The sequence below is a fragment of the Halomonas shantousis genome (assembly GCF_054654615.1).
On the sequence record NZ_BAAIER010000002.1, the window covers coordinates 2,876,108 to 2,889,712 of the forward strand.

Annotated in this window: 13 protein-coding genes; 3 read left to right on the forward strand and 10 right to left on the reverse strand. The window is 63.6% G+C overall.

The genetic code is table 11. The features are described from left to right. The first annotated feature begins 92 nt into the window (after positions 1-92). From ACYQ12_RS13750 to crcB, 3 genes are all read left to right on the forward strand, one after another. Positions 93-341 (forward strand): GlsB/YeaQ/YmgE family stress response membrane protein, encoded by a 249-nt coding sequence (locus ACYQ12_RS13750; RefSeq protein WP_459872777.1) that lies wholly within the window; start codon positions 93-95, stop codon positions 339-341. 102 nt (positions 342-443) lie between these two features. Next, a complete protein-coding gene (locus tag ACYQ12_RS13755; RefSeq protein WP_459872779.1) occupies positions 444-2,246 on the forward strand; it encodes a sugar phosphorylase in 1,803 nt (600 codons plus the stop codon). 64 nt (positions 2,247-2,310) lie between these two features. Beyond that, complete coding sequence (crcB, locus tag ACYQ12_RS13760; protein WP_459872781.1) at positions 2,311-2,688, forward strand: fluoride efflux transporter CrcB; 378 nt, start codon at positions 2,311-2,313, stop codon at positions 2,686-2,688. Positions 2,689-2,703: 15 nt separating this feature from the next. Here crcB and ACYQ12_RS13765 read toward each other — a convergent pair whose 3' ends face one another. The 10 genes from ACYQ12_RS13765 to glyA all read right to left on the reverse strand — a co-directional run bounded on the left by ACYQ12_RS13765 (position 2,704) and on the right by glyA (position 13,527). Next, positions 2,704-3,924 (reverse strand): glycosyltransferase family protein, encoded by a 1,221-nt coding sequence (locus tag ACYQ12_RS13765; protein ID WP_459872783.1) that lies wholly within the window; start codon positions 3,922-3,924, stop codon positions 2,704-2,706. A gap of 3 nt (positions 3,925-3,927) precedes the next feature. Then, positions 3,928-4,800 (reverse strand): HAD-IIB family hydrolase, encoded by an 873-nt coding sequence (locus ACYQ12_RS13770; protein ID WP_459872785.1) that lies wholly within the window; start codon positions 4,798-4,800, stop codon positions 3,928-3,930. Between the two features lie 255 nt (positions 4,801-5,055). Next, positions 5,056-5,970: a 2-dehydro-3-deoxygalactonokinase gene (locus tag ACYQ12_RS13775; RefSeq protein WP_459872787.1), complete on the reverse strand. Its 915-nt coding sequence runs from the start codon at positions 5,968-5,970 to the stop codon at positions 5,056-5,058. Then, positions 5,967-6,653, reverse strand: a complete 687-nt coding sequence (locus ACYQ12_RS13780; protein WP_459872789.1) for a 2-dehydro-3-deoxy-6-phosphogalactonate aldolase — start codon at positions 6,651-6,653, stop codon at positions 5,967-5,969. The genes ACYQ12_RS13775 and ACYQ12_RS13780 overlap by 4 nt, the downstream gene beginning before the upstream one ends. 181 nt (positions 6,654-6,834) lie before the next feature. After that, the gene (gene dgoD / locus ACYQ12_RS13785; RefSeq protein WP_459872791.1) at positions 6,835-7,983 is read right to left on the reverse strand and encodes a galactonate dehydratase; all 1,149 of its coding nucleotides are present in this window, start codon (positions 7,981-7,983) and stop codon (positions 6,835-6,837) included. Positions 7,984-8,111: 128 nt separating this feature from the next. Continuing rightward, positions 8,112-9,413: a TRAP transporter large permease gene (locus ACYQ12_RS13790; protein ID WP_459868995.1), complete on the reverse strand. Its 1,302-nt coding sequence runs from the start codon at positions 9,411-9,413 to the stop codon at positions 8,112-8,114. After that, complete coding sequence (locus tag ACYQ12_RS13795; RefSeq protein WP_459872793.1) at positions 9,414-10,040, reverse strand: TRAP transporter small permease subunit; 627 nt, start codon at positions 10,038-10,040, stop codon at positions 9,414-9,416. It lies immediately after the preceding gene. A 95-nt stretch (positions 10,041-10,135) separates the two neighbouring features. Further along, positions 10,136-11,164 carry a TRAP transporter substrate-binding protein gene (locus tag ACYQ12_RS13800; protein WP_459872795.1) on the reverse strand — a complete coding sequence of 343 codons (1,029 nt, stop codon included), beginning with the start codon at positions 11,162-11,164 and terminating at the stop codon, positions 10,136-10,138. A 91-nt stretch (positions 11,165-11,255) separates the two neighbouring features. Then, positions 11,256-12,035 carry a FadR/GntR family transcriptional regulator gene (locus ACYQ12_RS13805; protein ID WP_459872797.1) on the reverse strand — a complete coding sequence of 260 codons (780 nt, stop codon included), beginning with the start codon at positions 12,033-12,035 and terminating at the stop codon, positions 11,256-11,258. Positions 12,036-12,264: 229 nt separating this feature from the next. Further along, the gene (gene glyA, locus ACYQ12_RS13810) at positions 12,265-13,527 is read right to left on the reverse strand and encodes a serine hydroxymethyltransferase (protein ID WP_459872799.1); all 1,263 of its coding nucleotides are present in this window, start codon (positions 13,525-13,527) and stop codon (positions 12,265-12,267) included. Positions 13,528-13,605 lie beyond the last annotated feature (78 nt).

Consider the following 13,605-nt stretch of genomic DNA (forward strand, 5'->3'; position numbering starts at 1 on the left):
CCCTTCCCGGGGCGGAAACGTACTTGCGAGAAACCGCAAGGCCAACCAAGCTGAAACAGCGTTACATCACTTCCCGAGCCAAGGAGGACTGTATGGGAATTCTCGCCTGGATCGTGTTCGGCCTGATTGCCGGCATCATTGCCAAGGTTATCATGCCGGGAAAGGACCCCGGTGGCTTCATAGTCACCATCATCATCGGCATTCTGGGGGCCGTGGTGGGCGGCTGGATCGGCACTGCGCTCGGCCTGGGCAGTGTGGACGGCTTCAACTTCGGCAGCTTCGTGATCGCTGTCCTCGGCGCTATCATCTTGCTGGTCCTGTACCGCGTCGTGCGCCGCTGAAACTACGCCAAACCCGCCGCTGAACGCTTTGACACGTCCTCTGCAAGACTTCCCGCGAGCGGTGGCGCGCCACACGCCTTTCACCTGATCAGGAGATCTTTCATGACAGACAGCTCTTCGTCCTCGCCGTCCCCCGGGCTCAGCGAGTCCGACTTCCTTGAGTGTGCCGAGGCCCGCCTGAAGGAGATCTATGGCCCGAGATCCGCCGAAGTGCTGCGCCGTCTCACGACCCTGCTGATGCACCAGCGCGGTGCCATCGGAGCGGCTCCACGCCCGCTCTGGAGCGAGCGTGACCAGATATTGATCACCTACGGCGATACCCTGACCGATGGCGAGCGAACGCCCCTGGAAGTGCTGGACGACTTTCTCGTCGAACGGCTTCCCGACACGTTCAGCGGCGTTCACGTGCTGCCCTTCTTTCCCTGGAGCAGCGATGACGGCTTCTCCGTCATTCACTACCGCGAGGTCAGCCCCGCCCTGGGCGACTGGGAGCACATTCGCCGCCTGGCCGAGCATTACGATCTCATGGTGGACCTGGTCATCAATCACGTCTCCCGCGAATCGCTATGGTTCGTCGATTACCTGACCGGCACCCAACCGGGACGCAACTATTTCATCGAAATGGACCCCGACACGGACCTGACACAGGTGGTGCGCCCACGCAGCTCGCCACTGCTGATTCCTGTCGCCACCCGCCGCGGTACACGATACTTGTGGGCCACCTTTTCCGATGACCAGATCGATCTCAACTTCGCCAACCCGGACGTACTGCTCGAATTCATCGGCATCCTGCTGTTCTACGTCCAGCAGGGAGCACGCATCATCCGCCTCGATGCCATCGCCTTTCTGTGGAAGGAGGTCGGCACCCCGTGCATCCATCTGCCCCAGACACATGCCGTGGTTCGCCTGTTGCGGGCCATCCTCGATCACGTCGCCCCGGGCACCCTGCTGATCACCGAGACCAACGTGCCGCATCGCGAGAACCTCAGCTATTTCGGGCTCGAGCGCCTCGGCGGCCAGGGTCGACAGCCCGACGAAGCGCACATGGTCTATCAGTTCACCCTGCCACCGCTGCTGGTGCACACCCTGACCAGCGGCGACGCCACGGCACTGGCCGATTGGACCCGTACCCTGCCTGTGCTGCCTGCCGGCTGCACCTATTTCAACTTCACCGCCAGCCATGACGGCATCGGCGTGCGGGCCCTGGAGGGGCTGCTACCGCCTCACGAAGTCGAGGTGCTGCTCGAACTGATGCATCGCTTCGGCGGCTACGTGAGCATGAAGGCCAACCCTGACGGTATCGACTCGCCTTACGAGATCAACATCACCTATTTCGACGCCCTGAAGGGCACCCGGCGAGGCGCCGATCCCTGGCAAGTGGAACGCTTCCTGTGCAGTCAGCACCTGATGCTGGCGCTACAGGGTGTGCCCGGCGTCTATATCCATTCGATGACGGCGACCCTGTCCGATCACGAAGGCGTGGAGCGCACCGGGCATCTGCGTTCGATCAACCGGCGCCGCTGGCAGATGGAGGAGCTCGACGAACTCCTCGACAGCCGCAACACGCCTACCCGGGAGGTCTTCATGGCCCTCAAGCGCCGACTCGGCATTCGCGCCAAGGAGCCCTGCTTCCATCCCGAGGCGACGCAGCGCGTGCTCGAGACGCCCTCGGCCCTGTTCGCCATCGAGCGCGGCCCGCTCGCCGACGGCCGCCGCCTGCTGGCGATCTACAACGTCAGCAACAAGCGCCAGCCACTGCCCATCGCAGAACTCGACGAAGGCCACTGGTTCGATCTGCTGGAAAACGCTCCCTGGACGCCCGGGGAACGCCGGGAACTGCGCCCCTATCGCAGCCTGTGGCTGGTACAATCCCCTGACACGGCGGAATCGCCGCAACGCGTCTGATGGCCGCGGCGGCATGCCGCGAGAACTGGAACCATGCCTTGGGAAACAGGGGGGACAACCTTTTATGTGGCTCTCGATCCTCGCCATCAGCCTGGGCGCTGCCATCGGCGCCAACCTGCGCTGGTGGCTGAGCGTCCAGCTCAACGGCAGCTTCACGCACGTGCCGCCGGGCACGCTGGTCGCCAATCTCGCCGGCGCCTGGCTGATCGGGGTCACGATCAGCTTTTTCACGCACTCCTCGATCAGCACCGAATGGCGGCTGTTCGCCGTGACCGGTCTGCTAGGGGCACTGACCACGTTCTCCACCTTCTCGGTGGAGATGGTCACCGCCCTGCAGTCCGGCAAGTGGGCCATGGCCCTGGCGGGCACGCTGGCCCATGTGCTCGGCTCCTTCGCCATGACCTATGTCGGCATCATGACCTACGCCTGGTTCCGGACCTGATGACGGACACCCCTTCTAGACCTTGCCGAGGTTATCCAACTCCACCGCTTCATGCATGCGCTCGGGCAGATCGGGAACGGCGGCCTGCACGCGGTTCCAGCTGGGAATGAAAGGCTTGTCGCGAGGCGAGTCCAGGAACGACGAGCCGGCTTCCATGATGTTGTTGGCGAACAGTTCCACGGCCTGCTCCTCGGCATGCCGGTCGAGCTTGAGGCCGTTCATGATGGCGTCGTTGTCGTAGGATTCGATGAGATCGAGCGCGATGCGATAGTAGGTGGCCTTGATGGTGCGGAAGCACTCCGCGTTGATCTGCACCCCCAGCGTCGCCAGCTTGCGATAGATCGCCTTGGCGATGTCCAGGCTCATGCGGTTGAGCCCGCCCGACGCGTCGTCTTCCGATATCGGCTGATGCTTGTGATCGTAGTTGTCGGCGATGTCCACCTGACACAGGCGCTTGGTGGAATAGTTGCGATGTACCTCGGAGAGCACCCCGATTTCCAGCCCCCAGTCACTGGGAATGCGGATGCCATCGAGCACATCGGCGCGCATCGAGAATTCTCCCGACAGCGGATAGCGGAAGCTGTCAAGATAGTCCAGATACGGCAGCGGGCCGAAGATCTTCTTCAGCGCACGCAGCATGGGCGTGATCATCAGCCGCGCCACCCGACCGTTGAGCTTGCCGTCCGCGATACGCGAGTAATAGCCCTTGCAGAACTCGTAATTGAACTGCGGATGCGCGACGGGATAGATCAGCCGTGCCAGCAACCCCCGGTCGTAGGTGATGATGTCGCAGTCATGTAGCGCCACCGCCTCGGCACGCCCCGAGGCCAGCACATAGCCGCTGCAGTACCAGACATTACGCCCCTTGCCGGGCTCGTGAGGCGAAATCCCCATGTCCTCGAGCTCGGCATCCAGCGCCTTGAGGCGCGGGCCGTCGTTCCACAGAATGCGATGATGCTGAGGCAGGCGTGAGAAAAACTCGCGCGCGTAGAGAAACTGCTCGCGGTCGGCGCGGTCCAGGCCGATGACGATTTCGGAGAGATAGGGCACCCTGGCCAGCTCATCGACGATATGCGCCAGCGCTGGCCCCTCCAGCTCGGAAAACAGTGACGGCAGGATCAGGCCCATGGGACGGCGTTTGGCAAAGCGGACCAGATCGGCCTCCAACGCCTCCACCGGCCGTCGAGTCAGGTTGTGAAAATCGGTAACGATTCCGTTCTGATAAAAGTCGCTCATGGCTCAGGCTCCCTTGGATGTCATCACAGCCGCGAATTCCCTCTCCCACCAGTAGGACACACCCTCGGCCCAGCCAACAGGTCCCCGTTCCCGGGTACGGTACACGCTGTCCGGCTTGCCCAGCGACATCGGATGGTCGTGACGACCTCGAATCAGTACCGCACGATCCACGGCCTCCAGCAAGGGGATATCGTTGGGGCCATCCCCCAGCCCCAACGTCATGGGGACATGACCACGCAACGCCGTGAAACGCTCCATCAGCCAGTGTACCGCCTGCCCCTTGTCGACCGCGCCCATGACATGCCAGAAGCGTCCGCCCTGCGTCAGGCGCAGGTCGTCGGCTTCCAGGATGCGGTGAAAGGATGCCAGGCTCTCCTCGTCTCCCTCCCAGATCAGCGGTTCGCTTCCCTCCCGCTGGATGGCCAACTCCGCGCGATCGCCTGGCAATCCTGTCAGCGCCATGACCTCATCAAGCGACATCTCGCCCATGCCGCGAAAACGCAGTCCCAGCCGCTCCCGCAGGACCCGCAAGCGTTGGCGGATGAAGGCGACGTCCACCCCCGGCATCTTGATCGTCATACCGTCCGGTGCGGCGGGATCGCGGTCCAGCCGGGCATGCTGCCAGGCAGGCGGCAGACCGATGACGGCGCCATTTTCGGCAATGAAGGGACATGCGGTAAGGCCCAGCTCCTCGCGCAGGGTGAGCAGTTCGGCGCTGGTCTTGCTGGTGGTGGGAATGACGGGAATCTGCTCGGCCGCCAGGCGCTCAAGCCAGGGGGCCGCCGGCTGCCAGTCGTAGGTATCGTGGTCCAGCAGGGAGCCATCGAGATCGGTGAAGACCAGCAGTGCGGCCTTGTGCTGGGACAGTTGCATCATCGTGTCACCTTCATTGGGCTTGCCCCATCTGTATGCATTGCACCCGCCCGAAACGGGCGCCTCATACAGGGAAGGTAGCACGTACCATGCCATTTCCATGCCTGAACCGGTTGGCGGGTTACAGGCACGCCGCCAGGGGGCATCTCACCCAGGTCGCATTGGCATGGGGACCAAGTCCCGCACCATTTCGATGCAATACGGTGCGGGGATATTCGCCAGGCCGAAGCCCTGATGTCACGTTCAAAAGCCCTGACGTCACGTTCGAGAGTGGCGAGCGACAGTCTGCAAGCCGGCCAGGGTGGCAGCATCGCTGTCGAAATAGGTCACCGCCAAGCCTGCGGCCTCCAGTGCCAGGGTGTAGGGAACCCGCAGACTTTCGGCACCGACCAGTATCACCGATGTCAGGGCCGGACGCGCCTCGCGCATGGCGCGTACCTCCTCGCCGATGACCACGCCTGACAGGAAACTGCCGACCTGTTCAGCGGCCAGCCCGGCATACAGATGGCGGCTGCGCGCCTCGAACAGCGCATGCAGCATCCCGCCGGGGCAGCCTGCCCGCGCCAGGCCCTGACAGAAGGCCGCTTCATCGAACGGCGCATCCGGGCGAGCCGGCTCACCCGGCAGCGTATGAAAACGCACGGCGTGATACAGCTCCCCGGTCATCACCGTGGTGAAGTCGACCAGACGACTCTTCTCGAGCCGCGCCCACTTGCTGTGCGTTCCCGGCAGACAGCAATCAGCCTCGCTGACATCGGCCAGCGTCAGCGCACCGAACGCCTGAATCTCCTCGCCGCGCATGACGTCGACATGCTCCGGCGTGACGACCTTCACCCCCGGAACGATCCAGGCATTGGCCAGCCCCGGGGCCGGCACGATATGCGCCGCCAGATCCGCCGCGGTGACCGGAAGATCAAGCTGCGGTGCCTCCGACCAGCCGCGCTTGGAGCCGACCATCCCCGCCAGGTAGACCGGGACCTCGCCATTGGCGCGCCAATCGCCCACCTGCGCTTCGCAGTAGTGGGGAAACTCTGCGGTGGACAGGGAACGCAGGCCGGCATCCGAGCGGCGACTGTCGAGACATTCTCCGCTCTGCGTATCGACCAGAAAGGCGCGAAAGTTGCTGGTTCCCCAGTCAATGGCGATCAACCGCTGCGCCGAGCCCGCACTCATTGATCGCCCTCGTGCTCGAAGTGCGTCGACAGGGTGGCCAGCTCCTGTAGCCGACGCCATTCGGCCACCAGCTCGCGGGCGATCCCGCCTATCTCGGCGGAGGCGTGTCCCGGCATGTAGAGGTTGCTGCCGAAGCCGAAACCGCCGATACCGACACTATGCCACTCGCTCATGTTGTCCTTGTTGACCCCGCCCACGGCCAGCACCGGCAGGTCGGCAGGCAACACGGCACGCAGATCCTTGTAGTAACCGCATCCCATCCTGGCCGCTGGAAACAGCTTGAGGCCCCGAGCGCCGGCCTTGGCCGCCGCGAACGCCTCACTCGGCGTCATGCAGCCGACCAGCGGCGCCAGGCCATGCTCGACACCGGCGCGGATCACCTCGGGGTCGGTATTGGGTGTGACCATCAGCGGTGCCTCGAGCTCGGCAAGACGTCTGACATCCTCGGTCGTCAATACCGTGCCGGCGCCGAACACCACGTCATCAGGGCAACGCTTGGCGATCTTTTCCAGGCTCTGCCAGGCGAAGGGAGAGTTAAGAGGCACTTCGATCATGCGAAACTCCGCCTCGACCAAGGCATCGAAGACTTCCTCGATCTCCTGCGGATGGATACCCCGTAAAATCGCTACCAGTGGCAGTTCCTGCATGGCCGCTTCCAGCGCGGCACGGCGTGTATCGTTCATAGCTTCCTCCAAGGTTTTCAAGGCTCACCGATGCGGCCAGAGCCTTTCGAGCGAAGGTCGGACCGAGGCGTCCAGCTGAGGCGAAAACGGCCCAGGCGACGGAGTGTCGGCACGCATCAATGCGTGACCCTGGGCGTTTTCAACGCCGCATGACCGAGCGCGGATGACTCCCGCCCACCGGTCACCACTCGGCGATCGAGCCATCCTCGTGTGTCCATACCGGATTGCGCCAGCGGTGCCCGACCTTGGCCCGTTCCTCGACGAATGCCTCATCGATCTCGACGCCCAGCCCCGGCCCGTGCGGAATCTCGAGATAACCGTCGCGGATGGTCAACGCCGATTTGTCGACCAGATAGTCGAGCACGTCATTGTCCTTATTGTAGTGAATGCCCATGCTCTGCTCTTGGATGAACGCGTTGTGCGAGACGGCATCGAGGTGCAGCGAGGCGGCCAGGGTCAACGGCCCGAGCGGACAGTGCGGCGCCAGGGCCACATCGTGGCACGAGGCCAGCGAGGCGATCTTGAGCCCTTCGCTGATCCCGCCGCAGTGCGACAGGTCGGGCTGGAGGATATCGACCATGCCATCGGCGAGCAGATCGCGGAACTGGTAACGGGTATGCAGTCGCTCGCCGGTAGCGATGGGATAGCCCAACCCGGTGGCGATATGCTTCAGGCTCGGCAGATGCTCGGGCAGTACCGGCTCCTCGACGAACATCGGATGGAAGGGCTCGAGTTCGCGCAGCAGCGCCTTGGCCATCGGGCGATGGACACGCCCATGGAAGTCGACCGCAATGCCGAAATCGGGGCCGCCCGCTTCGCGTGCCTCGGCGACCCGCGCTACCGCCTCGTCGATCTTGGAATGGGAATCGACGATCGCCATCTCGGCGGTGCCGTTCATCTTGAACGCCGTGAAGCCCTGAGCCTTCAGCGTCTTGACGCCGTTGCCGATATCATTGGGACGATCGCCGCCGGTCCAGGCGTACATGCGCATCTTGTCGCGCACCGCCCCGCCCAGCAGCTGATGCACGGGCACGCCCAGGTCGCGCCCCTTGAGATCCCACAAGGCCTGATCGATCCCCGCAATGGCGCTCATTAGGATCGGCCCGCCGCGATAGAACCCGGCGCGGTACATCATGTTCCAGAGATGCTCGATACGGTGCGGGTCCTGGCCGATGAGGTAATCCGACAGCTCATGTACCGCAGCCTCGACGGTCGCGGCACGTCCTTCGATCACCGGCTCGCCCCAGCCGAAGCAGCCTTCATCGGTCTCGATCTTGAGAAACAGCCAGCGCGGCGGTACCTGCCAGGTTTTCAGCTTGGTAATTTTCAAGACGTCACCTATCTAAAGTGATGAGTAGCTCGGAGCAGTTGAGAGTCCGAAACGATGAAACGCAGGGCCTGCAGGCCAACCGGGCCTCAGCTCGGCCGGCCTGCGGGGCCCCGCGTTTTCGACTCGCCTTACACTAGCCACATGGCCAGGTTCGGATAGAACAGCAGCAAGGCCAGCACGCACAGCTGGATGGCGATGAACGGCAGCAGCGAGACGAAGATGTCCTTCAGGCTGATGCCCGGGGGCGCCACGCCCTTGAGATAGAAGGCGGCCGGGCCGAATGGCGGCGACAGAAACGATACCTGCATGTTCACCGCGAACAGGATGCCGAACCAGATCGGGCTGTAGCCGAGCTGCTCGACGATGGGCACGAAGATCGGCAGGGTCAGCATTGCCACCCCGATCCAGTCGAGGAACATGCCCAGCACCAGCAGGATCGCCATCATCACCAGCATCACCACGATCGGCGCCACGTCGAGCCCCATGATCATCTGCGAGATGAAGCGGTTGCCCCCCATCAGGTTGTAGACCCCGACCAGCGCCGCGGCGCCGATGCCGATCCAGATGATCATGCCGCAGGTGACCAGCGTCTGCCCCAGGCTCTGGTGCAGCGTCTTCACCGAGAACTCGCCGCGCGCGACGATCGCCAGCAGCACGCCGAACACGCCCATCGCCGCCGCCTCGGTGACCGAGGCCACCCCGCCGTAGATCGAGCCCAGCACCAGAAAGGCGATCAGCCCCGGCACGACGATCGCCTTGAGCGCCTGGCCCTTGGTGGCGAAGGTGCTCTGGCGGTCGGCCTCGGTCATCGGCGGGCCGAGCCTGGGGTTGATCAGGCAGCGCACCAGCACGTAGGCGATGTAGCTGCCCATCAGCAGCAGCGCCGGGGTGATGGCGGCGGTGAACAGGTCGGCGATCGACTCGGACGCGATCAGCCCGTAGATGATCAGCACGATCGACGGCGGCATCATCGTGCCCAGCGAGCCGCCGGCGCAGACCACCCCGATCGACAGGTGCTTGTCGTAGCCCAGGCGCAGCATCTGCGGCAGGGCGAGGATCCCCAGCAGCACGATCTCGCCGCCGATGATGCCCGACAGCGCGGCGAGGAAGAACGCCACCACCACGGTCTGGATGGCGACCCCGCCCGGCAGGCGCCCGGCGAACACGCGCATGGCGTTGAACAGATCCTTGGCGATGCCCGATCGGTCGAGCAGCGAGGCCATCAGCACGAACATGGGCACCGCCACCAGCGAGTATTCGGTGACGAAGCCGTAGACGCGGCTGGTGACCAGCGGCAGGGCCATCGGGCCGAACCAGCCGAAGGTGAAGGCCAGCGCCACCAGCCCGGTGATGAAGGCCAGCGGCAATCCGGTAACCAGCAGGGCGAAGATCGCCCCGACCATCAGAAGCGTTCCGTCGGCGATATCCATTTACACGGCTCCCTCGTTATCGCTCGGGGGGATGGCGGGCTTGCCGCGCAGGGACTGGATCAGGTGAATGAACGACTGCACGCACATGAGGATCAGCGCGGCCATGATGATGCCCTTGACCAGGGCGGGAAACGGCGGGTTCCAGGAGGTCCCGGAGCGCTCCAGATGCCACTCGCCGAGCGGGTTGTGCGAGGCCTCCCAGAACATCACGTAGGCGGCGTAGCTCATCGCCAGGCAGAAGCCGAAGGTGACGAAGTCGTTGAAGCGATCGAGCCACCGGCGCAGGCGCGGCCCGGCGCTGTCGTAGAGCACGCGCACGCGGATGTGGCGATTGCTGGCCAGCGCCGCCGGTCCGCCCAGGGCGAAGGAGACCGCCACCAGCATGACCACGCTCTCGTGAACCCAGGAGGTGGGCGAATCGAGGCCGTAGCGCATGAACACCTCGTAGACGCTGATGGCCATGGCGATGAATACCAGCCAGGCGGCACCGCGGGCGCACCACACCACGCCGCGATCGAAGGCGCTGCGCACCTCGTCGCCTTCGCTCTGGGGCCCGCCGACGGGGCTTTCGGCGCCTTCCTGGTGCGACAGGGCGGCGTAATCGGTGTCCGGTTTCTCGGCGGACATAACACCTCCACGCGGGGCGCCAAGGCGCCCCGCTCATGCTGAATCGTTGTCGAAGAGCGATCGGGGCCGACCCGTGGCCCGATCGCTCCAGGGAGTTACATCAGGTTGTGGTCTTCGAGATAGGCCACCACGGAATCGTAGATCTTCTGGTTCATCTCGCTTCTTTCCGCCCAGGCAGCCCATTCATCCTTGGCGATGTTGCGGAACTTGGCGCGCTCTTCGGGCGCCATGTCGATGATCTCGATATCGGGGTCCTGACGCGCTTCGCGGACCGCGGCCATGTCGCGGGTCTTGAGCTCGGCGACCATCTCGTAGGCCATGGCGTCGACAGAGGTTTCCAGAATCGCCTTGAGGTCGTCAGGCAGGCTGTCCCAGATCTGCTTGTTCAGCGACACCGAAACCATCGGCAGCGAGTGGAAGCCCGGATAGTTGGGGTAGTTGGCGAACTCGTGCAGGCCCTGAGCCTGGTTGGTGGCGAACACGGTATAGTCCGCGGCATCGATCACGCCCTTCTCCAGGGACGTGTAAACCTCGGAGCCCGGCAGGTTGACCGGCGTGGCGCCCGCCTTCTCGAAGATGTTGTAGACCATGCCTTCCGGCGCACGCAGCTTGAGCCCCTTCATGTCCTCGATGGTGCGGATCGGCCGGCTGGAGGGCAGCGACTCCAGGCCGGTGGCCGCCGCGCCGATCAGGTGCAGGCCATAGGGTTCGACCAGCTCGTTGTAGAGTTCCTCGCCACCGGCGTTGTTCATGTAGTCGAGGAAATCGTAGGGGTCGCTCCAGGCGCCGACCAGGTTACCGATCATGCCGAAGGCCGAGTTCTGGCCCGTGAAATAGCTGGGATCAGTCATGTGACCCTGAAGGATGCCCGACTTGACCGCCTGCAGGGTCTGGTTGGCCTGGACGACGGCGTTGACCGGCAGGATCTCGATCGAGATACGTCCGCCGGACATGGCCTCGACATCCTCGGCCCACTCCTTCTTGATCTCGAACTGCGGCTCGCCGGAGGTCTCCGAGGTCTGGAAGGTCCATTCGTACTCGGCTGCCTGGGCGACGGATGCCATCATCCCCAGGGCAATGGCCGAGGCAACACCGAGGAGCTTGTGATGCGTGCGTGCGGTCATGATGCACTCCTTATTATGTGAAACGGTAAGCTTCGGGAGGTTGTGATGGCGGGTCGATTCCGCCGCGTTACGAGCACCGACATGCCGGCACTCATGATACCGCCGCACCGGAGTGCAGCAATGACGGCAATGCCTTGGGAGACTCGGGCACGCCTAGATCACGCCCGGTCCGCTCCAACACGGCCAGCGCCGCGGCATGCGCCGCTTCAGGCTGGCGCAGGCGAATGGCCTCCATGACACGCCGATGGCGTATCATGCTGTCGTTCAGCTCGTTGGCGCTATGATTGGAACGCTGCACCAGCAGCGTGATGGAAGGGCGCAGGACATGACTCAACTGCGCCCACACCAGATTATGCGTTGCCGCGAAGATCGCCTCGTGAAAGGCCACGTCGTAATCGTCGTGACTCTTCCCTTGCCAATGCAGGTCGGGTTGCTTGAGCGCCTCGATCATCCCCTCATAGGCCTTCTCGATGTCCAGCAGATCCACCGCCGTGGCGTTCTGCGCCGCCAGCCAGGCGACGAACGGTTCCACGGAGACCCGGAAAGCGAAGATTTCGCGTTGAAAGCGCGGGTTGGGCTGCGCATAGCGCGCCATCCACTCGGTGACCTTGGGATCGAGCAGGTGCCACTCGGCAAAATCGCGTACCCGCGTACCCTGCCCCGATATCCGTACCACCAGACCGGCCGCAACCATGTTCTGCAAGGCACTGCGCACCGTACTGCGGCTGACGCCATATTGGTCGCACAGATCGAGTTCGCGCGGGATCAGGTCCCCCGGAACATAGCGACCACTGAAGATCGCCTCGGCGAGCAGCTCGGCGATATCGGGACGTGACCCTCGGGTACTGCTAACGGTATCAGGCGTGGGCATCGCTCTTCTCTGCCATCAAGTAGGACTAGAAATAATCTATGTCCGACATAGCTGCAACCTATGATACCGACCGCTCATGTTAGACCATGGTCTAAAAAACTATTTAACCATTTGTTTTATATAGGAATATTCATTTCGGTAATGTGGGCGAGATAGCCTGGCTGCCGACATAAAAAATCCCCGCCGGCAGCTGCCGGCGGGGACGATACGAAAGCGCAGGAAAAGGATTTCAGCGATAGACGGGGAAGCGTGTGCAGACGGCTTCGACCTTGCCGCGCACCTCGTCCTCCATGGCACTGGCGTCGCCCTTGACCATGGCGTCGAGAATGTCGCAGATCCAACCGGCCAGATCACGGCACTCAACCTCGCCGAAGCCGCGGGTAGTGACCGCCGGGGTACCGATACGCAGGCCGGAGGTGACGAACGGGCTCTGCGGATCGTTCGGCACGGCATTCTTGTTGACGGTGATGTGCGCACGGCCGAGTGCGGCATCCGCGTCCTTGCCGGTGATGCCCTGCTTGATCAGCGACAGCAGGAAGAGATGGTCTTCGGTGCCGCCGGAGACGATGTCGTAACCACGCTCGATGAAGACACCGGCCATCACCTGGGCATTCTTGACCACCTGCCGCTGATAGGCCTTGAACTCATCGCTCATGGCTTCCTTGAAGCAGACCGCCTTGGCGGCGATGGCATGCATCAGGGGGCCGCCCTGGCCACCGGGGAAGACGGCGGAGTTGAGCTTCTTGTAAAGGTCGGCATCGCCACTGGCGGAGAGAATCAGGCCGGCACGCGGACCGCGCAGCGTCTTGTGCGTGGTGGTGGTCACCACATGCGCATGCGGCATCGGACTGGGGTAGCAACCGGCGGCGACCAGACCGGCAATGTGCGCCATGTCGACGAACAGGTACGCGCCCACCTCGTCGGCGATCTCGCGGAACCGCGCCCAATCGATGATCCGCGAGTAGGCGGAGAAACCGGCGATGATCATCTTCGGCTGATGCTCGCGTGCCAGGCGGGCCACCTCGTCGTAGTCGATCAAGCCTTCATCGTTCAGGCCATACTGCACGGCGTTGTAGTGCTTGCCCGAGAAGCTCGGCTTGGCGCCGTGCGTCAGATGACCACCCGCGTCGAGGCTCATGCCCAGCACGGTGTCGCCCGGTGTGACCAGTGCCTGGAATACCGCACTGTTGGCCTGGGAGCCGGAGTGCGGCTGGACGTTGGCGTAGCTGGCCCCGAACAGCTCGCAGGCACGATCGATGGCGAGCTGCTCGACCTTGTCGACGAATTCGCACCCCCCATAGTAGCGCTTGCCGGGGTAGCCTTCGGCGTACTTGTTGGTCAGCTGCGATCCCTGCGCCTGCATGACGCGCGGGCTGGTGTAGTTCTCGGAAGCGATCAGCTCGATATGCGCTTCCTGGCGAGCAACCTCTTGCTCCATCGCTTGCCACAGGGCGTCATCGAAACCGGCAATCTGCATGTCACGGGTGAACATCGGCGGGGAACCTCGACTCAGGGATGATCAGCACGGCGGGAACGCCGCAGGACAAATAGGAAGGCCGCCATGATACCT